The organism is Lactobacillus sp. wkB10, assembly GCF_000760615.1.
Taxonomy (GTDB): domain Bacteria; phylum Bacillota; class Bacilli; order Lactobacillales; family Lactobacillaceae; genus Lactobacillus; species Lactobacillus huangpiensis.
Genome location: NZ_JRJB01000008.1, coordinates 43,330 through 69,326 on the forward strand (window position 1 = coordinate 43,330; position 25,997 = coordinate 69,326).

At 35.5% G+C, this 25,997-nt stretch carries 32 protein-coding genes; 2 read left to right on the forward strand and 30 right to left on the reverse strand.

What is annotated here, in order from left to right; translation table 11 throughout:
- Window position 1: 1 nt before the first annotated feature.
- The 17 genes from pstB to LACWKB10_RS06645 all read right to left on the reverse strand — a co-directional run bounded on the left by pstB (window position 2) and on the right by LACWKB10_RS06645 (window position 13,536).
- Window positions 2–802: a phosphate ABC transporter ATP-binding protein PstB gene (gene pstB / locus LACWKB10_RS06570; protein ID WP_034980326.1), complete on the reverse strand. Its 801-nt coding sequence runs from the start codon at window positions 800–802 to the stop codon at window positions 2–4.
- A gap of 10 nt (window positions 803–812) precedes the next feature.
- Complete coding sequence (pstA, locus tag LACWKB10_RS06575) at window positions 813–1,706, reverse strand: phosphate ABC transporter permease PstA (protein WP_034980328.1); 894 nt, start codon at window positions 1,704–1,706, stop codon at window positions 813–815.
- 7 nt (window positions 1,707–1,713) lie between these two features.
- A complete protein-coding gene (gene pstC, locus LACWKB10_RS06580) occupies window positions 1,714–2,706 on the reverse strand; it encodes a phosphate ABC transporter permease subunit PstC (protein ID WP_034980330.1) in 993 nt (330 codons plus the stop codon).
- A 1-nt stretch (window position 2,707) separates the two neighbouring features.
- Window positions 2,708–3,574, reverse strand: coding sequence for a phosphate ABC transporter substrate-binding protein PstS family protein (locus LACWKB10_RS06585; protein WP_034980332.1), 867 nt, complete (start codon window positions 3,572–3,574; stop codon window positions 2,708–2,710).
- A gap of 141 nt (window positions 3,575–3,715) precedes the next feature.
- On the reverse strand, window positions 3,716–4,408 hold the full coding sequence (gene rplA / locus LACWKB10_RS06590; RefSeq protein ID WP_034980334.1) for a 50S ribosomal protein L1: 693 nt from the start codon (window positions 4,406–4,408) through the stop codon (window positions 3,716–3,718).
- Window positions 4,409–4,478: 70 nt separating this feature from the next.
- Window positions 4,479–4,904, reverse strand: a complete 426-nt coding sequence (rplK, locus tag LACWKB10_RS06595; RefSeq protein ID WP_034980336.1) for a 50S ribosomal protein L11 — start codon at window positions 4,902–4,904, stop codon at window positions 4,479–4,481.
- 126 nt (window positions 4,905–5,030) lie between these two features.
- Window positions 5,031–5,579 carry a transcription termination/antitermination protein NusG gene (nusG, locus tag LACWKB10_RS06600; protein ID WP_034980337.1) on the reverse strand — a complete coding sequence of 183 codons (549 nt, stop codon included), beginning with the start codon at window positions 5,577–5,579 and terminating at the stop codon, window positions 5,031–5,033.
- 100 nt (window positions 5,580–5,679) lie between these two features.
- Window positions 5,680–5,850, reverse strand: a complete 171-nt coding sequence (gene secE / locus LACWKB10_RS06605; RefSeq protein WP_034980339.1) for a preprotein translocase subunit SecE — start codon at window positions 5,848–5,850, stop codon at window positions 5,680–5,682.
- Window positions 5,851–5,852: 2 nt separating this feature from the next.
- The gene (rpmG, locus tag LACWKB10_RS10025; protein ID WP_081945356.1) at window positions 5,853–6,002 is read right to left on the reverse strand and encodes a 50S ribosomal protein L33; all 150 of its coding nucleotides are present in this window, start codon (window positions 6,000–6,002) and stop codon (window positions 5,853–5,855) included.
- 178 nt (window positions 6,003–6,180) lie between these two features.
- Window positions 6,181–6,399, reverse strand: a complete 219-nt coding sequence (locus LACWKB10_RS06610) for a hypothetical protein (protein ID WP_034980340.1) — start codon at window positions 6,397–6,399, stop codon at window positions 6,181–6,183.
- 72 nt (window positions 6,400–6,471) lie between these two features.
- A complete protein-coding gene (locus tag LACWKB10_RS06615; RefSeq protein ID WP_034980341.1) occupies window positions 6,472–7,047 on the reverse strand; it encodes a sigma-70 family RNA polymerase sigma factor in 576 nt (191 codons plus the stop codon).
- Window positions 7,048–7,256: 209 nt separating this feature from the next.
- Window positions 7,257–8,012 (reverse strand): 23S rRNA (guanosine(2251)-2'-O)-methyltransferase RlmB, encoded by a 756-nt coding sequence (rlmB, locus tag LACWKB10_RS06620; protein ID WP_034980342.1) that lies wholly within the window; start codon window positions 8,010–8,012, stop codon window positions 7,257–7,259.
- Complete coding sequence (locus LACWKB10_RS06625) at window positions 7,999–8,424, reverse strand: Mini-ribonuclease 3 (protein ID WP_369792490.1); 426 nt, start codon at window positions 8,422–8,424, stop codon at window positions 7,999–8,001. Before LACWKB10_RS06625 ends, rlmB begins: the two co-directional genes overlap by 14 nt.
- A gap of 10 nt (window positions 8,425–8,434) precedes the next feature.
- Window positions 8,435–9,859 carry a cysteine--tRNA ligase gene (gene cysS, locus LACWKB10_RS06630; protein WP_034980344.1) on the reverse strand — a complete coding sequence of 475 codons (1,425 nt, stop codon included), beginning with the start codon at window positions 9,857–9,859 and terminating at the stop codon, window positions 8,435–8,437.
- Between the two features lie 174 nt (window positions 9,860–10,033).
- Entirely contained in the window at window positions 10,034–11,533 is a 1,500-nt protein-coding gene (gene gltX / locus LACWKB10_RS06635; protein WP_034980347.1) for a glutamate--tRNA ligase, read from the reverse strand.
- 74 nt (window positions 11,534–11,607) lie between these two features.
- On the reverse strand, window positions 11,608–12,984 hold the full coding sequence (gene radA, locus LACWKB10_RS06640) for a DNA repair protein RadA (RefSeq protein ID WP_034980348.1): 1,377 nt from the start codon (window positions 12,982–12,984) through the stop codon (window positions 11,608–11,610).
- Window positions 12,985–13,536: a hypothetical protein gene (locus tag LACWKB10_RS06645; protein WP_034980349.1), complete on the reverse strand. Its 552-nt coding sequence runs from the start codon at window positions 13,534–13,536 to the stop codon at window positions 12,985–12,987.
- A 108-nt stretch (window positions 13,537–13,644) separates the two neighbouring features.
- Between LACWKB10_RS06645 and LACWKB10_RS06650 the strand changes: the two genes are divergently transcribed.
- Both LACWKB10_RS06650 and pepC read left to right on the forward strand, forming a co-directional pair.
- A complete protein-coding gene (locus LACWKB10_RS06650) occupies window positions 13,645–13,959 on the forward strand; it encodes a hypothetical protein (protein ID WP_034980351.1) in 315 nt (104 codons plus the stop codon).
- 128 nt (window positions 13,960–14,087) lie between these two features.
- Entirely contained in the window at window positions 14,088–15,434 is a 1,347-nt protein-coding gene (gene pepC / locus LACWKB10_RS06655) for an aminopeptidase C (protein WP_034980352.1), read from the forward strand.
- A 97-nt stretch (window positions 15,435–15,531) separates the two neighbouring features.
- On the opposite strand, the gene LACWKB10_RS06660 is transcribed toward pepC, so the two are convergent.
- The 13 genes from LACWKB10_RS06660 to LACWKB10_RS06715 form a co-directional block, all read right to left on the reverse strand.
- Window positions 15,532–16,131, reverse strand: a complete 600-nt coding sequence (locus LACWKB10_RS06660) for an ATP-binding cassette domain-containing protein (protein WP_034980353.1) — start codon at window positions 16,129–16,131, stop codon at window positions 15,532–15,534.
- Between the two features lie 148 nt (window positions 16,132–16,279).
- Window positions 16,280–16,726, reverse strand: coding sequence for a hypothetical protein (locus tag LACWKB10_RS06665; RefSeq protein ID WP_034980355.1), 447 nt, complete (start codon window positions 16,724–16,726; stop codon window positions 16,280–16,282).
- A gap of 2 nt (window positions 16,727–16,728) precedes the next feature.
- Window positions 16,729–17,556, reverse strand: a complete 828-nt coding sequence (locus LACWKB10_RS10245; RefSeq protein WP_034980357.1) for a hypothetical protein — start codon at window positions 17,554–17,556, stop codon at window positions 16,729–16,731.
- Window positions 17,557–17,727: 171 nt separating this feature from the next.
- Window positions 17,728–19,206 (reverse strand): UDP-glucose--hexose-1-phosphate uridylyltransferase, encoded by a 1,479-nt coding sequence (locus LACWKB10_RS06675; protein WP_034980359.1) that lies wholly within the window; start codon window positions 19,204–19,206, stop codon window positions 17,728–17,730.
- 13 nt (window positions 19,207–19,219) lie between these two features.
- Window positions 19,220–20,386: a galactokinase gene (locus LACWKB10_RS06680; RefSeq protein ID WP_034980361.1), complete on the reverse strand. Its 1,167-nt coding sequence runs from the start codon at window positions 20,384–20,386 to the stop codon at window positions 19,220–19,222.
- A gap of 137 nt (window positions 20,387–20,523) precedes the next feature.
- The gene (locus tag LACWKB10_RS06685) at window positions 20,524–21,459 is read right to left on the reverse strand and encodes an AAA family ATPase (RefSeq protein WP_034980362.1); all 936 of its coding nucleotides are present in this window, start codon (window positions 21,457–21,459) and stop codon (window positions 20,524–20,526) included.
- Window positions 21,460–21,543: 84 nt separating this feature from the next.
- A complete protein-coding gene (locus LACWKB10_RS06690) occupies window positions 21,544–22,224 on the reverse strand; it encodes a 2,3-diphosphoglycerate-dependent phosphoglycerate mutase (RefSeq protein WP_034980363.1) in 681 nt (226 codons plus the stop codon).
- A 1-nt stretch (window position 22,225) separates the two neighbouring features.
- Window positions 22,226–22,402: a hypothetical protein gene (locus tag LACWKB10_RS10260; protein WP_162833770.1), complete on the reverse strand. Its 177-nt coding sequence runs from the start codon at window positions 22,400–22,402 to the stop codon at window positions 22,226–22,228.
- Between the two features lie 17 nt (window positions 22,403–22,419).
- Window positions 22,420–23,307, reverse strand: coding sequence for a cation diffusion facilitator family transporter (locus tag LACWKB10_RS06695; protein ID WP_034980365.1), 888 nt, complete (start codon window positions 23,305–23,307; stop codon window positions 22,420–22,422).
- 54 nt (window positions 23,308–23,361) lie between these two features.
- Window positions 23,362–24,042, reverse strand: coding sequence for a histidine phosphatase family protein (locus tag LACWKB10_RS06700; protein WP_034980367.1), 681 nt, complete (start codon window positions 24,040–24,042; stop codon window positions 23,362–23,364).
- Between the two features lie 33 nt (window positions 24,043–24,075).
- Window positions 24,076–24,837 carry a sulfite exporter TauE/SafE family protein gene (locus LACWKB10_RS06705; RefSeq protein ID WP_034980368.1) on the reverse strand — a complete coding sequence of 254 codons (762 nt, stop codon included), beginning with the start codon at window positions 24,835–24,837 and terminating at the stop codon, window positions 24,076–24,078.
- 254 nt (window positions 24,838–25,091) lie between these two features.
- On the reverse strand, window positions 25,092–25,727 hold the full coding sequence (locus LACWKB10_RS06710) for an SdpI family protein (protein WP_034980370.1): 636 nt from the start codon (window positions 25,725–25,727) through the stop codon (window positions 25,092–25,094).
- The gene (locus LACWKB10_RS06715) at window positions 25,714–25,992 is read right to left on the reverse strand and encodes an autorepressor SdpR family transcription factor (protein WP_034980372.1); all 279 of its coding nucleotides are present in this window, start codon (window positions 25,990–25,992) and stop codon (window positions 25,714–25,716) included. The genes LACWKB10_RS06710 and LACWKB10_RS06715 overlap by 14 nt, the downstream gene beginning before the upstream one ends.
- Between the last annotated feature and the right edge of the window lie 5 nt (window positions 25,993–25,997).

Below are 25,997 nucleotides of genomic sequence, written 5' to 3' on the forward strand. Positions count from 1 at the left end.
TTTATCCAAAACTACCCTGGATGTACTTCTCAGTAATTTCACCTTGAGGGTTGGTGAAAATATTTGTAGTAGTATCATATTCTAACGCATGTCCCAAGTGAAAGAATGCTGTATATTCACTAATTCTTGAAGCCTGCTGCATATTATGCGTTACCATAACCATGGTATATTTCTTTCTCAACTGCTTTAAAGTATCTTCAAGCTTAGCAGTAGATACAGGATCCAAAGCACTAGCAGGCTCGTCAAGAAGTAAAATTTCGGGTTTTAGAGCAATCGCTCGCGCAATGCATAGTCTTTGCTGCTGACCCCCTGATAGAGCCAATGCACTTTGGTCGAGTTTATCCTTTACCTCATCCCATAAAGCCGCAGCTCTAAGACTTTCTTCTACAATTTGTTCCAGTTTCTTTTTATTCTGCTGACCGTTTGCTTTTAAGGCATATGTGATATTTTCTCTAATTGACTTCGGAAAAGGATTAGGCTTTTGAAAAACCATTCCAATTGCCTTTCGCAATTCATAAACATTAATTTTGCTCTGATTAACATTAAGGCCATGAAACATGATTTTGCCGTCAACTCGTGCCACACGGTCATTCATACGATTAAGTGAGCGCAAAAATGTTGATTTACCTGAACCAGATGCTCCTATTAATGCAGTAATTGTATTTTTCTTAAAGCCTAAGCTAACATCAAACAACTTTTGAACTGTACCACCATAGAAAACACTCAAATCAGTAGTTGAAATTGCACAGTCATCTTCAGGAAAGGTCTTAATGTAGGTTTTTTGTTTTTGCCAATTTTCCATAAGAACCCCTTTACTTTATTCTTGCGGCAGTAAGCCGTTTATAGATCCAGTTTCCCAACGCTCTAGCACCGAAGTTAAAGATAATGACAACAATGACTAGCAAAGCAGAAGTAGCAGCTGAAACCACATTCACATCCGGAATTATCCCTTCAGTATTTACTTTCCAAATATGTACGGCTAGTGTTTCTGCTGGACGCATTACATTCAAAAAACTAGTAGGACTAAACATATTCCAGTTAGAATAATCAACCGTTGAACCACTTTGCCCTGCGGTATAAATCAAAGCTGCAGCTTCACCAAAAACACGTCCAGCGCTCAAAATAACACCAGTAATTATTCCTGGCAGGGCTGCTGGCAATACAATGCCGTGAATGGTCTTCCAATTAGATAAACCCAGAGCCCAGCCAGCTTCTCTTTGAGTTTGAGGAACACCTTTAATGGCTTCTTCAATATTACTAGTAAGAGTTGGCAAGTTGAAAAAAGTTAGTGCTAAAGCGCCAGCGAGAATTGAAAAGCCAAATCCGAACTGAACCACAAATAAAAGATAACCAAACAGACCAACAACTATTGAAGGTAAAGAGCTCAAAATTTCAATCGTGGTTCTGATTAACTGAGTGAACCAGTTATCAGGAGCATATTCGGCTAAATAAATGGCAGCACCGAGTGCAATTGGCATAGAAATTAGTAAGGTAAGTAATAAAAGATAGATAGAATTAAATAATTGGTCTCTAATTCCACCGCCTGCTTCAAAAGAGGACGATTCTGAACTCAAGAAATGCCACGATAAATGCGGTAATCCCGAAACTAAGATATTACCAAGAATACCAACCAAAAGAAGTACAACGATTCCAACTAAGAAATAAATTACGCCAGTAGCAATTTTATTTGTTTTTTTTGCGTTCATAATACTACTAACTCTTCTTTCCAATTAAATGTACTAAAAAATTAAATACTAGTGACATAATTAATAACAAAAGTGCCAAAGACCATAATGAATTGTTAGGCAAGGTACCCATAACAGTATTGCCCATTTGACTAGTCAACTGACTGGTTAATGTTGCTGCTGGGCTAACCAAGTTATATGGCATTAAGACTGCATTCCCGATTGCCATTTGCACAGCTAAAGCTTCACCAAAAGCACGAGCCATACCGAAAATAACGGCTGTCATGATACGTGAGCGAGCTGCTCTCAGCACAACGTGATATATAGTCTGCCATTTCGTAGCACCAAGAGCTGCTGAAGACTTTCGCAAATCTTTGGGAATAGCTTTAAACGCATCAACAGTAAGAGAAGTGATTGTGGGCAGAACCATTACAAAAAGTATTAAAGTGGCAGTCAAGATGCCAAAGCCTGTTCCACCAAAAATAGTTCTGACAGCTGGAACAACCACCATTAAGCCAATAAAGCCATAAACTACAGAAGGAATACCTACTAAAAGCTCCATTACGGATTGCAGTAACTGCACTCTCTTACCAGATTCATATTCTGTCATGAATAAAGCAACTGCAATCGAAAACGGTGTTGCAATCAAAGCAGCCAAAAGTGTTACTGCAAAAGAAGTTACAATCATTGCTGCGGCACCCACATGGTTTTTACCAGCATTAGGATTCCAGTCAGTAGAAAACAGAAAATGGAAAATGTTCACTTTATTATCAATAAAAGTTGCTAACCCATGCATGCCAACAAAACCAATGATTGCAACTATTAATATTCCTATTAATATAATTGCCAAAAATGTTAATCCTCTGCCCCACCATTCTTGTCGTGTTTCTTTTGATGGCTTAGTTAAGCGATCAACATCAATATTTTTGGGATCAATACCTTTGAACTTAACATGTGGTACTTTTTGTTCGGCAAGAGCATTCTCAACAACTTGTTGTAAATCTTGTTCTTTTTTTGCCATTTTATTTACCTATCTTCGTAATTTTATTTTGACTATCACGCGCAACTTTCATTTCATGTACACTTATATAGCCAATTTTAGGAACTAAATCTTTTTGAACTTTTTTACTCAATACGTATTTAATAAAAGCTGCAGTAGCCTTATTCGGTTTACCTTTTGTATACATATGCTCATAAGACCAAAGTGGCCACTTGTTCGTGGGTATGTTTCTATTATCTGGTTGAATATTATTTATACTTATTTTTTGAATATTTTGGTCATTAGCATAGGGAAAAGAAATATAAGAAATAGTACCCGGTGTAGAATTGACAATTTTTTTGACAGTTCCATTTGAATCCTGTTCTTGAGAATTAATTGCTTCTTTTCCATTTAGAACCAAGTCCTCAAATGTCGATCGCGTACCACTCCCACGAGAACGGTTGATCACAATAATTGACTGATTTTTGCCACCCACTTGACGCCAATTTTTAATTTTACCAGTAAAAATATCAGAAAGTTGTTTAGTAGATAAATTTTTAACTCCGACACCCTTGTTTGCAATTGGCACGATACCAACTACTGCCACAGGATAATCTTCTAATTTTTTTGCATCAATACCCTTTTGGGTCTCAGCATAAACATCTGAAGTGCCTACTTCAACGGCTCCGGCTTGAACTTGACTTAGACCAGTACCGGATCCTCCACCCTGAACTACAATGTTGCTGCTCATGTGGGCTAAGTGATAGTCATTACCAGCTTGTTCTATTAAAGGTTGTAAGGCACTGGAGCCAACAATAGTAATTTTTTCTCGGTTTTGACTGCAACCTGCCAAAAATAGGGACATAAATAATATTAATGTCAGCAGTCTGCCTAAATTACTTTTTTTCATATAAAATTCCCTCAATTAAACAAATAAAATTTAGCTCTAGTTTATCAAAACTTTTACCTTTGACCAATCATAAATACTCGTAAATAGATAAAAAAAGCAACCTGCTTAATCTGCAAAGTTGCTTTAATTAATTGTTCAATTTTAGTCCAGATTTAATGGATCAAGTTTAATCCCAGGTCCAAAGGTTGCAGCTACAGCAACACTCTTAATGTATTGACCTTTAGCAGCAGATGGACGCGCACGTAAAATAACGTCACGCAATGCATCAAAGTTTTCAATTAATTGCTCATCAGTAAATGAAACTTTACCAATAGCAGCATGAATAGCAGCTTGACGGTCAACACGGTATTCAACTTGACCAGCTTTTACGTTCTTAACGGCTTTTTCAATATCCATTGTAACGGTACCAGTCTTAGGGTTTGGCATTAAACCTTTAGGTCCAAGTACACGACCTAAACGACCAACTTTTGCCATCATTGTTGGTGTAGCAACAACGACATCAAAGTCTAAGTAACCGTTTTGTACTTTTTCAACTAAGTCGCCAGAACCAACTTCATCAGCACCAGCAGCCTTAGCTTGTTCAGCTTGAGGACCCTCAGCAAATACAATAACTTTTTGTGTCTTACCAGTACCATTAGGCAAAACCAGTGAGCCACGAATTTGTTGGTCTGCTTGTTTAGGGTCAACGCTCAAATTGTATGAAACTTCAACTGAAGCATCAAAGCCTGCGTATGAAGTTTCTTTAACTAACTTCATTGCTTCAGCAACTGAATATAATTTCTTTGAATCTACTTTTTTAGCAGCTTCTAAATATTTTTTACCATGCTTTGGCATGTGATTTCCTCCTTAATATGTGGTCAAGCGAGCTAAAGCTCTCCCACCTAAATTGTTATAAATAACAGGATTAGTCTTCGACTTCGATACCCATGCTTCTAGCAGTACCTTCGATCATCCGCATAGCAGCTTCGACATCAGCAGCGTTAAGGTCCTTCATCTTAGTTTCAGCAATTTCCTTAACTTGATCCTTGGTAACCTTACCAACTTTCTTGGTGTTTGGTTCACCGGATGCCTTGTCAATCTTAGCAGCCTGCTTCAAAAGTACTGGAGCTGGTGGAGTCTTAGTTACGAATTCGAATGAACGATCTTCGTATACTGTGATGACTACAGGAATAATCATGCCCTTTTGGTCAGCAGTTCTAGCATTGAAGTCCTTAGTAAAGCCAACAATGTTAATACCAGCTTGACCTAAAGCTGGACCAACTGGAGGAGCAGGTGTTGCAGCACCAGCTGGTATTTGTAATTTAACAACATTTATAACTTTCTTTGCCACGGTCAAAACCTCCTTGATTCCGTGCGTGGTTAAAATGGAAAAGTTACCTACTTTTCCTCCCACAATAATAAAAGTACTTTAATATATTATCATCGATTTAGTAATTTTGCAATAAATGACTTATTACTAACTAATTTTCTTTACTTGATCATAATCAAGCTCAGTTGTGGTAGCACGACCAAACATGTCAACTGAAACAAACAATTTATATTTATCAGGTTGAATTTCAGTAATTTTTCCTTCAACACCGTTAAAGGCTCCATCAATGATCGTAACAGTTTCACCAATTTCAAAGTCAATTTGCGGTCTTTTAGCAGGTTCGCCTTGTTGACGTAAAAGCCTATTAACCTCATCTTCTAAAAGTGGGGATGGCTTAGAACCACCACCATGCGAACCAACAAATCCAGTTACATTTGGTGTGTTCCGCACAACAAACCAGCTTTCATCAGTCATTACCATTTCAACTAAAACATAACCTGGGAAGATCTTTTCTTCGACTTCTTTTTTCTTGTTATTTACCTTTTCAATCTTTTCCTGTTCAGGAACCATTACTCGAAAAATATAGTCTTGCATCCCCATACTTTGAGCTCGCGACAGCAAGTCTGATTTGACCTTGTCTTCATAACCTGAATAAGTATGAAGGACATACCATTGCTTTTTAGTAGTTTCTACCATTATTACGTATTCTCCTTATATTTTTGGCAAACAAAAAAGCCTCTGCTCCAGAGGACTTTCTAATTAATATTATTGTATCACAAATTAAAAAACTGTGCTATTACATAACTATTTGTGTAACATTAGTCAACAACAGATCAAGTAGCCCTAAATATGCAGCAAACAAAATTGAAGAAACAATTACGATTCCGGTGTCGTGACGGTTTTGTTTTGCTGTTGGCCAAGTAACCAGCTTCATTTCCTCAACTACACTCTTAAAGAATTTAACCATAATTACCTCGTTTCTTTATGTAACGTCATTTTACCACAGTGTTTACAAAATTTTTTTAATTCTAGTCGCTGAGTGCGATTCTTACTTGCAGCGATTGAGTAATTACGAGAGCCGCAGATGCTGCAAGCTAATGATGCTTTTTTCACTGCCATAATCTCACTTCCAAACTATTGTATTTTAGCAAAAATGGCTAACTTAAGCAATTAATTTAATAATTATTTGCAAACTTAATTATTACAAAACAAAAGCAGTTGCTCATTCAAGCAACTGCCTTTGTAGTAGCCAAACAAATGCGTGACCACAGTGCGTAGAACATTGTATTAGTCGGATTTACTTCTTAAGATTTTCATTAACGAAGGATTCGATTTTATCGTCAGAGTCTTTCAGGAATGGAAGCATAGCTTCTTCCGTTTTAATGGTATCTCTGCCATTCTTTTCCATAAAATAATCCCAAAGGGCATCTCTAACTGGAAGATCTGAATCACTCCAGTCAAAAACTTCTTTCATGTGACGATCTAACAATGCAGTCTTCATAACTTCATCAGCCATCTTAACTACCTCCTAAAATTTATTCTACAAGACCCATTATACCGCAATTTCCAGATGTCAACTACAAAAATACTAATTGAGGAGTGTTTTACGCATTTTTTGCACGAGTCGTGAACGCGCTCTTGATAAGGTTAATTTACTAATTTTTAATTTTTGGATAACTTCTTTTTGTTCTATTACGCCAAGTCCTATTAATAATGCATTGGTCTCCAAATGAGACAACCTGCCCGTTAAAATTGCAATATTCTCACTTAAAGGAATTTCCGGTATAGAAACAAATGATTTATCTAAAGGCAATAAATTGTTTTTCTTAGCTGTTTCTAACGAAACGGATTGCTTCAAAGCCTGCCGGCGATAGGCATTATCATACCTTACGAGTGAACGTGCATGGTTAATCAAACGTGTTTTAAAATAACTGCCAAATTTTCCTTTATTTAAGTCAAAACTTATTGCGGAAGCATGACAAATAATCATTGCATCTTGTTCCCAATCTTGACTGTCATAATAGCGAACGTGATACAAATTCTTCACTTTGTTAACCAATGGTTTATAAAGAAAACACAAATCTAATATAGCTTCATCCTCACCATTTTTTATTTGTCTAATAAGTTCCGCCTCACTTTTAATATTTACTTCAGTATTCTTCATTCCACTTCTCCTATTTAAATTTTTATTGAAGAATACAGTAACTAATAAACCTCAAAAATCGAACCTAAGTTCAAACTCAGCAACTATTTTTTACTGTTAGTTCGGCAAAAACAAAAAGCCAAATTTGTTGAAACCGCATTAATTAAAAAAAAGAACAGGACATTTTTAGACATAAAAATACACTCTGATTAATCAGAGTGTAAGAAAAACTATTTAAGAGGGTTTCGACTGTTAAGCATCTGATAAAGTAAAACACCAGTTGCAACACTGGCATTAAGCGATTGTACATGGCCGACCATTGGCAATGTCAGCATTTGGTCCATCTGCTCTTTAAGGAGCCGTGAAATTCCTTTACCTTCATTACCGATTACTAAAACGGTTTTGCCATTACTGTTCCACTGCCGATAATCTGTCCCTTTCATATCAGTACCAAAAAGCCAATAGCCACGCTTTTTTAATATTTTCGCAGTTTGAACCAGATTATTTACTCTTGCTACTGGCACATAATCAATTGCTCCCGTTGAAGTTTTAGCAACAACGGAAGTCAATCCGGTAGCTCTTCTTTTAGGAATTATAATTCCATCTACTCCCGTAGCATCGGCTGTTCTTAAAATAGAACCTAAATTATGTGGATCTTCAATTGAATCAAGCATTAGCAAAAACGGTTCGTCATTATTTTGGTCAAATTGATCCAGAAGTTGATTCAGATCAGCATATTCAAAACTAGCAACTGTTAAAACTAATCCTTGGTGATTTTCACCTTGAACTAATTTATCAAGTTTGTTTTTAGGTACTGTTTGGACAATCAGCCCCTTGTGTTTAGCCAAGGTAAATACTTGATTGGCAAAACTTTCTTTTATACCCTGCTGTAAAAATATTTTGTTAATATGATCAGCATCTTGAGTTTTTAAATAATCCAGTCCCGCATGCCTGCCGAAAACAAAGTCTTTGTCATTTGAAGTCATAATTCTCTATGCCCCCATTTTCAATAGTTTTAATACACCATTCTGTTAGCTGCTTTATACGATCTTTTTTGTTTAACAGTTCTAAGTAACCCCAAACAGCTTCAAAACCTGTAGATAACTGATAAGTAGCCAAACTGGTATTTTTTGCTTTAGTATAGGTTTTTGAATTGCGACCGCGATGAAAAGTCGCTACTTCATCTTCAGAAAGCAAATTTTCTTCCTGAAGTTTGGTAATTAATGCTGCTTGCGCTTTGGCCGACACATAATGAGTAGCTCTTCTTTGCAAGACTTGGGGTTTAACAATACCGCATTTAATTAAATGTCGCCTGATAAAAATTTCATAAACAGCATCACCTAGATAAGCTAATGTTTGCCCATTTAGAGTATCCGGATTAACATCACTTTCTGTCATTTTTAGAGTTTTATTCACGTAGCCACCTTGTTCCTTGTGGTGTATCTTCAACTGTAACACCCATTTGCTTAAGTTCGTCGCGTAGAGCATCGCTTTGTGCCCAATCTTTGTTTTTACGTGCTTCTTCACGCTTATTAATTAGCTCTTGGATTTGCTTATCATCATTTCGCTCATCAGTATTAATTAATTTTTGAGTATCTATTCCAAAAATAGCTAACCACTTTGTCAACAATTCTAGAGAATTGTTAAGCGCATCTTTATCTGCATTTTTAGCATTAATATTAGCATTTATTTCTGGTAATAAATCGTAAATGGCAGTTAAAGCATTCTGAACATTAAAATCATCATCCATGGCATTAATAAATTTGTGCTGAGTGTCTTGAATTTTATTGACTAAAGTTTCTGACTTTTGGCTCGTTGATCCATCCTTAAGTCGATATTTAAGATTGTTAAGAGTGTTTTTAAACCTCTGCAAAATAATTTGCGCTTGTTTTAAATTATCAGTCGAATAATTAATTTGCCTTCTGTACTGAACACTGGCCATAAAGAAGCGCAAGACTTGTGGATCAATTTTTTGCAACAAATCATGTACAGTTACAAAATTATGCAATGACTTGGACATTTTTTCTGCATCTGCTCCAACTGTAACAAAGCCATTATGCATCCAATAGTGAACAAACTGTTTGCCTGTTGCTGCTTCACTTTGAGCAATTTCATTTTCATGATGAGGAAATTCCAAATCTTGACCACCACCATGAATATCAATTGTTTCACCTAAATATTTTGTAGCCATAACTGAACATTCAATATGCCAGCCAGGCCGACCTTTGCCCCAAGGAGAATCCCAAGCTATTTCATCAGGTTCCTTTTGCTTTTTCCATAAAGCAAAATCTATTGGGTCTTCTTTACGTTTTTGTTCTTCTTCATTAACATGCTCAGAAGCACCCTCCTCAAGCTCTGCAATATTTTGGCTACTAAGAGCACCATAATTTTTAAATTTTCTGGTACGATAATAAACATCACCATCTGACTCATAAGCATACCCCTTAGAAATCAGCTTTTGGATAAATTTAATAATTTCGTTGATTTCGTGAGTTGCACGGGGATTTTTTGTTGCCGGCTTAACGTTTAAAGCTGCAATGTCTTCACGATATGCTTTAATGTAGCGCTCAGCTAATACAGGCACAGTGACATTTTCAGCTTTAGCCTCAGCGATCATTTTATCGTCTACGTCAGTAAAATTAGACACAAAATTTACCCTAAAATCGCGAAATTCTAGATAGCGTCTAATGGTGTCAAAGGCAATAACGCTCCTGGCATTACCAATGTGAATGTAATTATATACCGTTGGTCCACAAACATACATTGTTACCTGACCTGGGGTTATAGGCTTAAACTCCTCTTTAGTATTAGTTAAAGTGTTATAAATTTTCACTGTGGCTAACTGACCTTTCTAAATTCTATATCTTAATTTTACCAGAAACCTTAATCAATTTTTTCAACGAAAAGTTTGCTATCTTGTTTTTTGCCATAATCAGATTCTGCCTAACTGCAAGTTAAAACAGCGTATTACTCTTATTAATACTAGAATAATACGCTGTTTTAATAACTATAGGCCGTTTTCACTCATTTGTTTCAGAGTTAAATCTAAATGTTCTAACACTCGTTTTTTGCCTAGAAGCTCCATAGCTTCACCAATTCCTGGTCCCACCATTGATCTGGTAGTAGCAATTCTAATTGGCATGAACAAGCGTCTACCTTTAATTCCTGTTGCCTTACGAGTTGCTTGCACAGCATTCATTATTTGGGGAGCAGTAAACCGTGGTATCAAATCAATTTGCTTCTTAAATTCTTCAATTACCGGTCTAGCCTCATCTTTGCGAATTTCTTCAATTTCTTTTTCACTTAAGTCTTTAGGAGCATTAAAGAAAATTTTTGCCAGGTCAACAATCTGCTTTGTATATGACATTTGAACAGAATAGATGTTAACCAACTGTCTGACCCACTCCATTTTTTCTGGATTTGGATCTTTTTCAACTAAACCTGCCCCCTGCAAATTATTAAGTGCCAAGTCTAAGAGAGTATCACGATCAGCCTTTTTAATATACTGGTTGTTAATCCACTCCAACTTCTTCTGATCAAAAGCAGCAGGAGAATTAGATAATCTTGCCGGATCAAATTGCTTAATTAACTCACGTTGGCTGAAAATCTCGCTTTCACCAACTGGAGACCAGCCTAATAATGTAATAAAGTTAAACATTGCATCAGGCAGATAGCCAAGGTCTCTATATTGCTCAATGAATTGTAAAACAGATTCATCACGCTTTGAAAGTTTTTTACCAGTTTCAGAATTAATAATTAAAGTCATGTGACCAAATTTTGGCGGCTCCCAGCCAAGAGCCTCATAAACTGCTAATTGTTTAGGCGTGTTTGAAACGTGATCATCTCCACGCAAAACGTGAGTAATTTTCATCAGGTGATCATCAATTACCACTGCAAAGTTGTAAGTAGGCATGCCATCGCGCTTTTGAATGACAAAATCACCACCGATGGTATCAGACTCAAAACTAAGATGCCCCTTGACAATATCATCCCAAGAATATGTTTCCATTTCAGGAATATGAATACGAACAACCGGTTTTAAGCCCTTTGCCTTTGCCTGCTCTTGCTTTTCAGCAATTTCATCTGCTGTCATTCCCTCATATTCATACGTGTAGTGAGGTGCAATGCCCATTGCACGTTGTTCTTCACGTTGTTCTTCTAATTCTTCCTCAGTTTTATAAGAGTAATAAGCTTTACCCTCATCAACCAGCTGCTTAATGTATTTATTATAGATGTCTTTTCGTTCAGATTGACGATATGGACCATAATCGCCACCCTTGTCAGGACCTTCATCCCAATCAATACCAAGCCAGTGCAAGTTTTCCATTTGCGACTCTGAACCGCCTTCAACATTACGCTTCTGATCAGTATCCTCAATTCTTAAGACAAAAGTTCCTTTATTATGACGCGCAAATAAATAATTAAATAGCGCAGTTCGTGCATTTCCAATATGTAAGTGCCCTGTTGGACTTGGGGCATATCTTACCCGAATTTTTTGTTTAGCCAAAATTCATGCCTCTTTCAAAAAGTAAATATAAACAATTTAAGTTTACGCGTAATAGAAAAAAAGTTCAATGTTCGTTAGCCTAAAACTAGTTTTAAGGCTTGCGGAATACTTGAAACGGGGATAACTTCAATTCCAGCGTTCTTTAGACTTGCACGCATATTGTGTTTCGGGATAAAAATACGCTTAAACCCAGTTTTAGCAGCTTCTTTAATTCGCGCATCTATTTGATTAACACGTCGTACCTCACCAGTTAAACCAACTTCACCAACAAAACAATCAGTTGGCAAAATTTCCTGATTTTTATAACTGGATGCGATAGCCATGACAACGGCTAAGTCAACTGCTGGTTCGTTCAGTCGAATTCCACCAGTAGCAGTTAAATATACATCTTGATTTTGCAACATCAAGTTGCCTCGTTTTTCTAGAACAGCCAGCAATAATCCCGCCCGATTATAATCAATGCCCGAAGTAGTTCTTTTGGCATAACCAAAAGCCGTAGGCGTAACCAAAGCCTGAATTTCTGCCAAAATAGGTCTTGTTCCTTCAAGAGAGACAACAATTGCCGATCCAGTTGATTTTGGCAGACGTTCATCTAAAAATATAGCTGAAGGATTAGTAACTTCTTTTAAACCTTTATTAACCATTTCAAACATGCCTATTTCATTAGCAGCGCCAAACCTGTTTTTCACAGAATGTAAAATACGGTAAGCATGGTGTTCATCACCCTCAAAATAAAGAACAGTATCTACCATGTGCTCTAGTATTTTGGGACCGGCAATCGCACCTTCTTTTGTAACATGGCCAATAACAAAAACGGTAATAGCATCCATTTTGGCAATTTTCATTAGTTCACTAGTAACTTCTCTTACCTGTGAAGCTGATCCTGTCATTGAGTCTAAGCTTGGTTCATTCATTGTCTGAATTGAATCAATGACAACAAAATCTGGCTCTAAATCGGAAATTTGTTGGCGAATGTCTTCCATGTCTGTTTCTGGATAAAGCATCATATCATTAGCTGGCAGTCCTAAACGGTCAGCCCGTAGCTTAATTTGATTGGCTGATTCTTCCCCCGAAACATACAGCACTTTATATTGATTTGCAAGTTCGCTCATGATTTGCAACATTAAAGTTGATTTGCCAATGCCAGGGTCTCCTCCAATCAAGACTAATGAACCTGGAACAATACCACCTCCTAAAACTCTGTTAAGCTCTTCCATACTGGTTTGTACACGTTCTTCTTTTTCTGCTTTAACATTTTCCAATTTAACCGGTTCACTAATTCCAGTTTTCTTGATAAGCCTGCTGGGACTGCCTTTAGTTGAACGGTTTTGCACTGCTTCAGTTTCTTTTTCAAACTGATTCCAAGCGCCGCAATTGGGACAGCGCCCTAAATAACTAGCAGAAATGTAACCACAAGAACGACATTTATACTTTGTTTTTAGTTTTGCCATTTAGCTTCCCTTCTTGTTTGTTGAACCAAAGCCATTTATTCTTTGTCTGTCAATAGGCACATCATTATCAGTTTTTAAATAATGAATAAAAATCCCCTGACCGATTCGGTCACCTTGATGAATCTGAATAGGTCTCACCCCATAGTTAATTAATTGAACAAAGATCTCGCCTTCATTAGCATCATTATTATAATAATCGGAATCAATGACACCGACCCCATTTGGAAGTGCAAGATTCCTTTTAAAAGTATTTGATGACCGATTTGCCAGCAATAATACTTCATCTTCAGGCATATATGCTTTCACTCCTGTGGGAATTAAAAAAGGTTTAAGGACGTGTTCAGCCATTTCATAATCTTGTTCGTATAGTTGATGACCATTACGGATCAGCCTAAAAATACGGACAAAATTAAGCCTCCAAATACTTGGAATTAATACATCTTTTGCTGCAGCTAAGTCATAGCCTGCACTAGCAATCGTTTGTCTTCTTGGTAAAGTAACATTTTTATTTTTATATTTAGATACAATCTCAAAGCCCCGAATCTTTTCCATGTTATCTCCTTTAAAACTTTTAAACACTATTTTACATTAAATTGCAGACATTATCTGAAATCTTATATAATTAGGTACGTAAAATTTTTACTTTTGAAGGGAGAATAAATGTTTAATGTAGATGATCCCCACCAATTTTTTCGCGAAGACGATGATAATGGGGAAATGGTTTATAGTTGGACAATGGACAAAATTGAGCGTAAAGATGCTACAGTTTGGATTATGAATCACTTCTTCGTCAATCCCAAAATGAATAGCAAAAAGATTTTACATGATCAAATGAAAATAGTAATGTTTATTGCTCAAAAATCTCATCTGCCCGTTTGGCCACTTGATCCTTTAGTTATTAATTACTTTAATGAGCATCCAGAATTTGAATCAATTTGGTATCACAAACCAAGTCCAAAAAACGGTTCTATCTAGTATTGAAAGATTAAATAAGTAAGGTAAAAACAAATACTTTTTTAACAATAATTAAATTTTCAGAGATAGACTACTTCAGTCGGATAAGCTAAAATAGTATTAATTTGTTTAAGGAGGATCTATTTAATATGACAAAAGAAATTACAAGTGCAGCCATTGATGATTTCACAAAAGATTTAGCGAATCACTCTGGTATTAATATTGCGAGTCATGCCGCCCAAGAAAATGGCATCTATAAAGCTAGTCAAAACTTGCAATCTAAGATTGATTTAACACCAACCTTTTCAGTAGAAATTGATACTGGCAAGCCTGCTGATCAAAAGCAGTCCGGTCGTTGCTGGATGTTCTCTGCATTGAATACTATGCGCCACCCAATCCAAAAGGAATATAAGATTAAGGATTTTGAATTATCACAAAATTACACTAATTTCTGGGATAAATTTGAAAAATCAAACTTTTTCTTTGAAAATGTGATTGCTTCAGCCAAGAAACCACTCGGTGACCGTAAAGTTAGCTTCTTGTTTGCTACACCACAACAAGACGGTGGTCAATGGGACATGCTTTGTGGACTAGTAGAGAAATATGGAATCGTACCTAAGTCAGTTTATCCAGAAACAGCTAATTCCAATAATTCAAGTGCTTTAAATGATACTTTGAATACCCTTTTGCGTAAAGATGGCTTAGAATTACGCAATTTAGTTAACGCCGGCAAGTCAGAAGATGAAGTTGAGCAACGCAAGAATGACTTTTTAAACGAAGTCTTCCGCATTTTGGCTATTTCATTAGGAGTTCCGCCAAAGAAATTTGACTTTGAATATAAAGATGATGATGGTAATTATCACCGTGAAGCAGGAATTACGCCTAAGGAGTTCTTTGATAAATTCGTAGGCATGAATTTGGAAGATCACGTTTCAATCATTAATTCACCTACAGATGATAAACCATATCATAAAGTTTTTTCCGTTGAGTACTTGGGTAATGTTGTTGGTGGTCGGCAAGTTCGCCATCTTAACGTCAAAATTTCTGAAATGAAAGATTTGATTATTAAGCAACTTAAAGCTGGAGAAGTTGTTTGGTTTGGTTCAAATGTTGGTAAAGATTCAGAAAGACAACTTGGTTTGCTAGATACAGATATTTACAAGCGCGATGAGCTATTTGACGTTGACTTTTCAATGTCAAAAGCAGATATGCTTGATTCCAGTGAAAGTATGATGGATCACGCTATGGTTATCACTGGTGTTGACTTAGTTGATGACAAGCCTACTAAATGGAAGATTGAAAACTCTTGGGGAGAAAAGCCTGGCTTTAAAGGTTACTTTGTAATGAGCGATTCCTGGTTTGACAGTTTTGTTTACCAAGCAGTTATCAACAAGAAATTCTTGCCTGATGACTTAAAGAAAGCTTTTGATGAAGGTGCTAAAGACCCAATTCAATTATTACCTTGGGATCCAATGGGCGCATTAGCATTTAAGTAAAATTATTAGTTATATAAAATTAGTTAAAATATAAAACAGCATTGAGGAATTTTCTCAATGCTGTTTTTATTAGTTTGAACAAATATTTAAAGCTATTTTATTCGTCTTGCAGTATTCCATGATGCAATATGAATCGACGATCATATTTAAGTTCATTAATTTGATCATGGCTGGCAACTACAACGATTTTATTTTGCTGTTTTAATTTTTTCAACATGGTTAAAAATAAGCTAATACTCTCCTGATCAATTCCACGAGTTGGTTCATCTAACAAAATAATATTTTGGTTTTCCATCACAGCTTGAATGATACCAACCTTTTGTCTCATGCCAACAGAGTACTTAGCAATAGGTTCTGGATCATCTGGATCAAGCATAAAATATCTTAGTAATCCTCTGACTTCTTTTTCATTAAACCGTTTATTAAGATTAGCCAGAAAATGAAGATTGGTCATTGCCGATTCATATTCTAAAAAATCAGGATTTTCAATTAGTGCCCCAACAATATCATTTTTATCCAGCCTAATTTCACCACTGTCTGCCTCTAATAAACCGGTAATAATTTTAAAAATAGTGGACTTTCCAGAACCATTAATACCAGAGATATGAATCAGCTCTCCTGGCTTAGCTAGCAAAGATATGTTTTTTAAAACCAGCTTCTGACCGAAAGATTTTTTTATTTGCTTAAGCTCTAACATTATTTCTCCTTAAAAGCCACCATAAATTTCATGAATAGCCCTATATAATTCGTCATACAAAGGACTATAACTAATCAAAATATTTTTCTCTATATAGTAATGGTAAATTAAATCTATAATTATGACTATAAACAATAATAAGTATGGCCTATGCCAGTTGTAGCCTCCGACTAGCAACCAAAGTAGAAGTAAAAAAAACAAATACATGCAGTATTATGAGTTCAGTGCCCAAAATAGGGTTGCCAAATTTAAATAAAGGGTAACCAGTTAAAAAATAAGGTACAAATAATCCTAATACAAATAATAAGCAATAAATTGCAGCCAGTACTATTAAATGAAATATCATCCACCTTCTCTTTCTTCTCACCGTTATAAACACATTAATGTTGCGAAAAGTAAGTATCTGTTTATAAAGTAACAAGAAGATCGCTGGTTGCAAATATAAAGATACCAAATGAAAATTGAGGTATTCATTTGGCAATTCCATAGTTTCTGGCAAACCTGTTTTTATCAGGATAATGCTACCTGTTAATCCTATAAAAAATATGAGAAAACCGGTTAAGACAAGCTTGCGTTGTATTCGCTTTAAACGCATAATCAGCCCAGCCTTCTTTTTTTCTTCCGCCAAAGTTTAATCAGGCAAGCAGCAAATAAAAGATAAATCAGTGCCACCGTCATAAAAAATAAATATGAATTAATCGGTGGCAAACGCGAGGCTAACGCAAACTGACCCGGTGCAAGTACAGCAAATGGAAAACACGAATACGAGACAAAGAGCAAAAATTTATTGCACATGGACATTAAGACTGACAATAAAGTCAAACCTAAACCCACGCACGGACCTAAGATTAGATAAATACTATTTTTTGATACAAAAAGACCAATGCTGAAAATAAAAACAGCAAAAATACCCCAACCAACAGCAGCTAATATAACATACGAACATAAATCGATCAGTTGGTTAGTAGAAAAATATCCTGGTCTGGCACCAATATATAATTTTCTGGGTCTAATTTTAAAGAAAAATGGATAATAAAATACCCTAATCAATGCTAACTGGTAGAGATTAGTTATCAAAGAAAATAGAAATCCAACAATAAAGGAGTTAATAATTCCACCTTTCACAAAATCATGATAGCCAATTCTTTGTTGAACAGCACCGAACATATTATTATTTTTACAATAGATTAGGAGACCAGCTCCAAAAGTGGGAACGAATGCTAACATCATAACTAAATTTATGATATTTTCATTCCAGCCATTCGGCTGAATGGAAAAGAAAAGCATAACAGAAATGTCAACTGCTTTGCCGTTTAATGGTATTAATCCAGCCCCATCTTTAACAGCCAAGACAATTTGCCAGGTAGTTAAGAGAAGATAAATAATTAAAATAATCAGAATAAATTTTTTGGTTCGGCTTAGCATTGGCACCATCCTCATATTAATATATCTTTGAATACTATATCAGGTATAACATAAATTATCAAATAAATGGTGTGCTAAAAAAGAGAGTTACAAAAAATTAACCTAATTTTTATTGGAAATGTCTTATTTTTGCTTTTCGCTCATATGGATCCTTTAAACAAAATCCGAAATTTAATTTAGCCCGACCTCCTTAACAAAACGCATAAAGGCTGCTTTGCCATCAGCGGTTTGCTTGAAAACTCCTGCATCTTCTAAGACACGAGCAAAAATGAGACCCAATTCCTTTTGCAAAATCTGATCTGCATTTTCACTGGTTATTTCATACTTTCTTTTAATTTTCTTAGCCCAGTCAAGATGCATTTGTGCAATATTGTTAGGCTGGTCAAGCAAAAACTTTTTTACCTCAAGTAATTCAGTTTTCAATCGTGGTGGAAAAATTGCTAATCCCATTACTTCAATTAAACCGATATTTTCTTTTTTAATATGCTGCACATCAGAGTGAGGATGGAAAATACCATCAGGATACTTAGCCGATGTCTGATTATCTCTGAGAACTAAATCAAGTTCATAAATATGACCATGTAAACGAGCAATTGGAGTAATTGTATGATGAGGCATATTAGCAGTAAACGCTCTAACAGCAACTTTTTCATCACTATAACTTTGCCAAATTGTAAAAATTTTATCTGCTAGTTTTACCAAACTTTTTTGATTTTGACTTCTTAGCCGGATAACTGACATGGGCCATTTAACAATACCTGCTTCTACATCATTAAATCCACTAAAATTAAGTGTTTTTACCACCGGTGCTTTTTCCATAGGAAAGAGATGCTTTCCACCCTGGTAATGTTCGTGAGACAAGATTGAACCACCTACAATCGGCAAATCCGCATTGCTACCAACAAAGTAACCAGGAAATTTGCTAACTATTTCCAGTAAATTAGCAAAAGTCTGTTTATTGATTACCATTTTTTCATGTTTTGGTGACAAGAAAATACAGTGTTCATTAAAATAGGCGTATGGTGAATATTGAAAACCCCAAGTTTCATTTCCCAACTCAAAACGAATGATACGGTGATTCGTGCGAGCTGGATAATTTACTTGACCCAAATAACCTTCATTTTCCATGCACAATTGACATTGCGGATAAGAGACAGCTGGATTATTTTTAGCAGCTGCAATATCCTTTGGATCCTTCTCCGGCTTGGAAAGATTAATTGTAATTTCAAGATCGCCATACTCGCTTTCAGCGACAAAATAAATGTTTTTTGCAATAGCTCGAGTCTTGATATAATCGCTGTTTTTACTCAATTGATAAAAATTAGCTATCGCTTTTTGGGGTGATTCTTTATAAGTACTCCAAAATTTCTGGTTCACTATACTAGGTCTAGGCACAATGAAATTTAACAGCTGTGCACCTAAAATGTCTTCCGCTGAATTAGCTTTAGCGCATTTACCTGTTATTTGAGCAACTTTAACCAATTCGTCTTTAAGGTCTAAAAGATCTTTTTTGTTAGTTTTAACTTTTCTTGCATCATCGCCAATAAGAGCCAATATTCTATTGCGTAGGTATATCCGATCTAATTCTGTGAATTCGCTTTGTGCGATTATTAGTGTAATAAATTTCTCAACTAAATTATTTTCACTCATCTTAACTTTCCGATCATTTTAGTACTTTTGTGCCATCAGCTGTTTCTGCAATATAAAACGAGGGCAAATAGCCTATTTCTTTTTGATAGGTATCTGCAACATTCTTTTTAAAAGCAGCAACCTTGTTTTTTGCAACTAATGCAATGGCGCAACCGCCAAAACCGGCACCAGTCATTCTCGCACCTAAGACACCATGTTGCTTCCAAGCTGTATGAACTAAAGTATCGAGTTCTTTACCAGTAACTTCATAATCGTATTCTAAAGAAATATGTGAGGCATTCATTAACTGGCCAAATTCGATTAGATTTCCATTTACGAGTGCCTTTTTAGCATTTAATGTGCGCTCATTTTCCCAAACAGCATGTCGACAGCGTTTAAGCAAATTTTCACTAGGCAACAAATAGCTGTTTTCATCAAACATCAGATTATTTAATTCGCCTAAAGACTGGATTGAAAGCTTTTGTTGCAAAAATTGCAATCCCTTTTCACATTCTGCTCTGCGCTCATTGTATTTTGAGTCCGCTAAGGTTCGCTTCTTGTTAGTGTTCATAATAACGATAACATTATCTTTCAAGTCAAGGGGTACCAGCTCAGACTCCACCTTTTCAGTATCAAGCAAAATGGCATGATCCTTTTTACTCATTGCTACAGCATATTGATCCATAATGCCCGAGTTAACACCAATAAATTCATTTTCGGTCTTAACTCCCATTTTAACAATTTCCAATTTAGTAAAAGACAGGTGGAATTGATCCTGCAATAAAACGCCAATTAACATTTCTAAGGCTGCAGACGAAGACAGTCCTGCACCATCAGGAATATTGCCATTAATATAGATATTAAGTCCATGATCAATCTTGGCCCCATTTTCGAGCATAAAATGAAGCATCCCTTTTGCATAGTTTGCCCATGAATCTTCTTTGGCAAACTGCAGCTGGTGCATATCGGTTTCAACTACTCCCATATCGGCAAAATTTGCAGAATAAAAGCAAAATCTTTCATCAGTCCTAGGACTGGCTGCACCATAAATTCCTAAAGATATTGCACAGGGGAATACATGACCACCATTATAATCTGTGTGCTCACCAATTAAGTTAATTCTACCAGGAGAAAAGTAACACCTAGTTGGATTTTCATGATAAATATTAGCAAATTCTGTCCTAATTTCGTTGATTTTCATTTTTATCTGTTCCTTTTTAAAAGCGCTATCAAAAGTCAATAATCATATTATACTTCTTTTTTTATTATCAGCAATGGCAATAAAAAGCATAAGAAAACTAAAAGAGTTTCATAAGAATGAAACTCTTTTTATAGTTATTACCAAATATGTAATAGTCTATCTGGATGCAATTTACATAAATTAAATTGATGTACATGTTCCGGGTGACTTTGTGGAAATGGCTCTAAAAAATCAGCAGGATTAGCCAGTCCCGTAGAATATGACCACACACTTTTAACTTTTTTAATCGGATCAAGCATTTCATTTCGAATCGGAAAAGCCGAAATTAAAAAATGTTTGTGATGAAATTTAAAAACAAAAAATGGCAACCGAAAGTCGTTAACAACCTCTTCTTTGGTTTTCCCAATTGTAACTACATTGCGGTAGGTGCCATACTTTTCAGTAAACAAATCATTAAATGAAAAATAGAAATTCGAAATATGTACATGAGGAAAATTTTCTTCAGTCACATGGTCAGGAATTGCAATCACATGAGCAAAATGATCCAAATTGCTTTCTTTTTGTGAAAGTGCTCTTCCTAATTGATTGGGATTAATAACATGAGCCCATTCCGGCACATCCAGATTATCTTGATAAGATAAAAACATTTCCCTAATTACATTAGGCTTTACCCAATCATATTGTCTGCGAACTTCATTGCGATTTAATAAACTACGCAAACTCTTATGGTACATTAAATCGACAACAAACAATTCATAGCGATAACGTTCAACCCATGGTTGATAATGCTCAATATTCTCCGCAAAGATATGCGTACTATCTACAATAACCGTTTCGCCACGTTTCATTTTTTCTTCAACGAGGTAATCCACCACTTTTTCCGTTTGCTCATTTGCATAACGCGGAATTACTTGATGTAAGCAATCGGTATCTTCTTCATAATAATAGGTTAAATTCGCCAGCAACAATCTAATTTGATCACGACTAATTGCATATGGCTGTAAGTGATGACGAGAAATAAATGAAGATTTACCGGAGCCGGGTGCGCCTCGTAATAAAAATATTTTACGCATGCCTCTACTCCAAACTAAGAATGTAAATTTTAAATGATATCGTAATAGATTTTAACATACATTTGTAGAAAACCTTACTAAGAACTAAAAGCAACGTAAAATCTTTTTGTCAACAATATTCATTTGCTGATCAAATATATAAACTATTGGCTGTGCATTTGGAACTTCAAGATTAATAATTTCTTGATCATCAATACTTTCTAATTCTTTAATTAATGCTCGTAAACTGGAACCATGAGCAACGATTAATTGATCTTCCCCTTTTTTTAATCTGCTAGCTACATTGTCATAGTAATAAGGCATAACTCGCTTTTGTGTTTGGTAAAGACTTTCAGTTCGCGGCAAAAAGTGCGGATCAAAATTAGCATAACGTCTGGATGTTACTTTTTTACCTTCAGGTGGAATCGCATAGAATCCACGCCGCCACTCCAGCACTTGTTCTTTACCAAAAATTTTACGCGATTCGTCTTTATTAATGCCCCGTAAATTGCCATAGTGCCTTTCATTCAAACGCCAAGTTTTAGTAATGGGCAAATATAAAAAATTACAAATATCTGCAACTATATTAGCTGTAATAATTGCCCTCATTAATACCGATGTGTGAATATGAGTTGGGTGAAAATCGGTAATACTCTTAATCAAATTGCCAGCTTTTTTAGCCTGCTTTCGACCCTTATCAGTTAGGGCAACATCATTCCAACCCGTGTAGACATTGGCTTTATTAGCAGTACTTTCACCGTGTCTTAAAAGCACTAATTTGACCATTTTATCTCACCCAATGCATAATTATTAAAGCTAAGCCGCTAATTGTAAAAATGATTCCCAATATCATAAAAGGAGTTACTCCGTGATTATGATTACGATAGCGTCTATTATAAGCATAAGCAATATCATATAAGCCTACTATTAAAACAATAACGGCAGTAAAAATACTAACTTTCAACCTTAATTTTCTCCTGATTACTCTTGATTACGATCATTTACAATCATTTTATCATTTTTTCCTCGTTCACATTCTGCTTGAAAATTAATATGGTTAATTCCTAATTTTTGTAATTTTGCACTAATTTGTTGCGTTAAAAATTCAAATTTACCAGCTGTTAAATCAGCATCAACATTGACGTGTGCATCAAGCATGACATAACGATCGCTATAACGCCACACATGTACATGATGTATATTTTTTATTTCAGGAAAAGATAAAACTATCTTATTAACTTCATCCAGATCGATGTCAGGATTAGATTCCATTAGCACATTTGCTGCCTTTTCTGTTATTTCACAAGCTTCGTGAAAAACGAAGACCGACACTAATAAAGTCATCACCGGATCAATCCAGCTAATGTTCCAATAATAAATAAAAATTGCACCAATTACAACTGCTACGCTGGAAAGAGCATCACTTAGCATATGCATAAAAGTGGATCGCACATTTAGATTTTGCTGTCCACCTTGATGCATTACCAACATTGAAACTACATTTGAAATCAAACCAATAATTGCAACAACTAGCATTATGCCGCCACTGATTTTTGTTGGTTTCCAAAATCTTTCAATAGCTTCCACAAATAAAACAATACTAATTAAAATTAGAATTATACCGTTGGTAAAGGCAGCCAAAGTTTCAGCCCTGTCATAGCCAAAAGTTTTTCGCTTATTACTGCGTCTGTTACTAATGATATGTGCCACAAACGAAATAATTATTGCACCGACATCGCTAAGATTGTGTACCGCATCAGATAATAAAGATAAAGAACCTGATACGAAACCACCAATAAATTCTGCAACTGTAATAACAACATTAAGTGCAGTTACATAGGCAAATTTTTTTGTAGTATGATCTTTCATATTTTTTCCTTTCAAGCAATAAAGATAAAAAAAGCCCTACTTTTAAGCAGGACTTTACATATCTTCAGCATTTACATTATAATCTACAATTTCAAAGTTACCGTTATCACGAAGAATTCCCCGAGTGACACTACCGTTATTAGGAAAAACAATATCATGGAGACCATCACTCTGGTTCCAATACTTAATGGCTAAGGTTTTGATAAAATCGCCATGAGAAACTATTAAAACTCTTTTTTCATTTTTAGTCAGCTCATGGAGAACGTCAATCGCCCTTACCATCCGTTCATCCAGCTCTTTTTTATTCTCTGCCAAATGACGCGGATCGGCCTTTTTTGTAGCCTCACGAAATTCATAAATTCCAACCTGATTGATAATTTTGGTTACATCTGTTTGCGGACCAACTCCTGCTGCCAGTGCAACTTCATTCCAGGTTTCCTCTATATCATCACCTTCGAAAGAACCAAAAAATACTTCCCGAAACTCAGGCAATTTTTTAATCTTGCCAATTTCTGAAACCTGGTTAGCGTCCTTCATTAAGTGAACCGTATCAATCGCGCGCTTCAAATCAGAAGAATACATGTTGTCAAAATGAACTTGGCTCAATGCATTTGCAGTTACCTTTAGGTCATTAATGCCCTTGACTGTCAGCGGAGAATCACACCATCCCTGAACTTTGTTTAACTGGTTAAACATTGTTTCGCCATGACGGACAATATAAATTTCTGTTGCCAATTTGCATTCTCCTTTCATTTAACGTGCTTTAAACTATAACATATATGCCTTATAAAAGAAATACCCAGCCTGAATAAATGCTAGTGCTGCAATAAAGATACGCACATATTTAGCAGGAACTTTACGCAAAATATCCATTCCTAAATAACCGCCAATAAACATCCCAATAGCAAGAGGAATTGCCTGCATCCAGTATATTCGAGAAGTAAAAATAAAAACTATTAGAGCAACAAGATTCGCTAGTCCACAGATGACGTTTTTAATTGCATTGACAACTATAAACTTTTCATCAGTAATATAAGTTAATAAAACTAGCACAATTACACCACCGGCGGCTCCAAAATAACCGGTGTAAACACCCATCCCTAATAATGCAGCAATATAAAAAATTTCCTGCCAAAGTGGTCTTTTATGCGGTTCTAAACTATGATGCTTACCTGAAACAATTACCATAACACCCGAGCCAGCAATAAAAATTGGTACCACTTTTTCAAAAACACTAGATGGAAAAGCTAACAATAAACGACATCCAATTAAAGAACCTACAATAGTAAATATAGAGTAAAAGGCCACTTGGTGCCAATGTCCCTTAAGCTCCTTTGTTGAAGAAATAGTCGAACCAATACTAGTCCAAATCAAGGCGGCATCATTTGTGACATTGGCATAAATCGGTGGAATACCAACTGCTAGTAATACCGGATATGAAGCAAGAGAAGCCATTGAAGCCACTGACGACAACAAACCGCTGGCTATGCCCCCTATTAATATAAAAATCAGTGAAAAAATAGATGCCATTCAAATTAACTCCCTTTTAAAAGTTAATTTCTATTATAATGCTCTTGAAAAATAATTTAAGCAGGTATTTAATTCTGACCAATTGTCTATTTAATAATGAAGTTTGATTTAACTAATTAGTCTCTAAATAATAATTACTGAAACATTATAGTTTTTGCACACAAAAAAAGAATTAACTTTAGTCGATAATTAAGCCAATTCTTCTCTAAAATAAATATTTTGTTTTAAATTCATCTCTCAGTTTCTTAAGTTACTTAATATCCTTTCTTACTTAACAAATATGAGTAACAAGTTGGAAGTAAAATAACTATAATAGTGACGGATATAACCGTCCAATACATTTCCCAATAAGAAGTTAGAAGCAGAACAATGCCGCTGATAAAAAAGATCCATCCGGCAAATCTGTGTGTTTTACGCCAATTTTCCGTATTATTCAAAGTCCATGGTAATTTAATGCCAACGACATGATTGGGACTAACTTTAGGCAGATAATTACCAAAAATAATAAAGAACAGTCCCAAAAAAGCACTAAGTATAAAGGAACCTTTTACTTTATGACCCAGTGCATAAGCATAAAGTGACAGATTTACGATATTAGTAATAACAGGAACAAGCCAAAGCGTAATATTAACTATCTTAAAATCAAGATTTTTGGTTTCTTTTTGATTGCGTAAGATCAAAAATACCATTACTTGAAGGATAATTCCCAAAAAAGGCAGACCAATAATGACCCACAATTTATTGCTAAAAGCATTTGGCATATCAGTCATTCCAAAGTGTGTGGCCATTTTTTGCGGCAAACGATTATATAAAAATGCTCCAGTCAAAATTGGAAATAAGATTAGCAGAAGCGAGATTAATTCTGTTTGACGAATACTATTCTTTTTCATCATGATCTCCTTTCAGATCAACAAGCCAACCCATAATTTCTTCTATAATAGAAGTATTTAGCGAATAATAAATAAAGTTTTTTTCGTGTTCCTCTTCAATTAAATCAGCCTTTTTCAGCATATTAAGATGGTATGAAATAGTAGCTTTAGTCATATTAAAATGATTAGCAATATCTCCTGCCGACATTGGTCCATTTTTTAAAAGCTGCAATATTTTGCGGCGCACTGGATCTGACAAGGCCTTAAAACTAGACTCAAAACTCACATTAG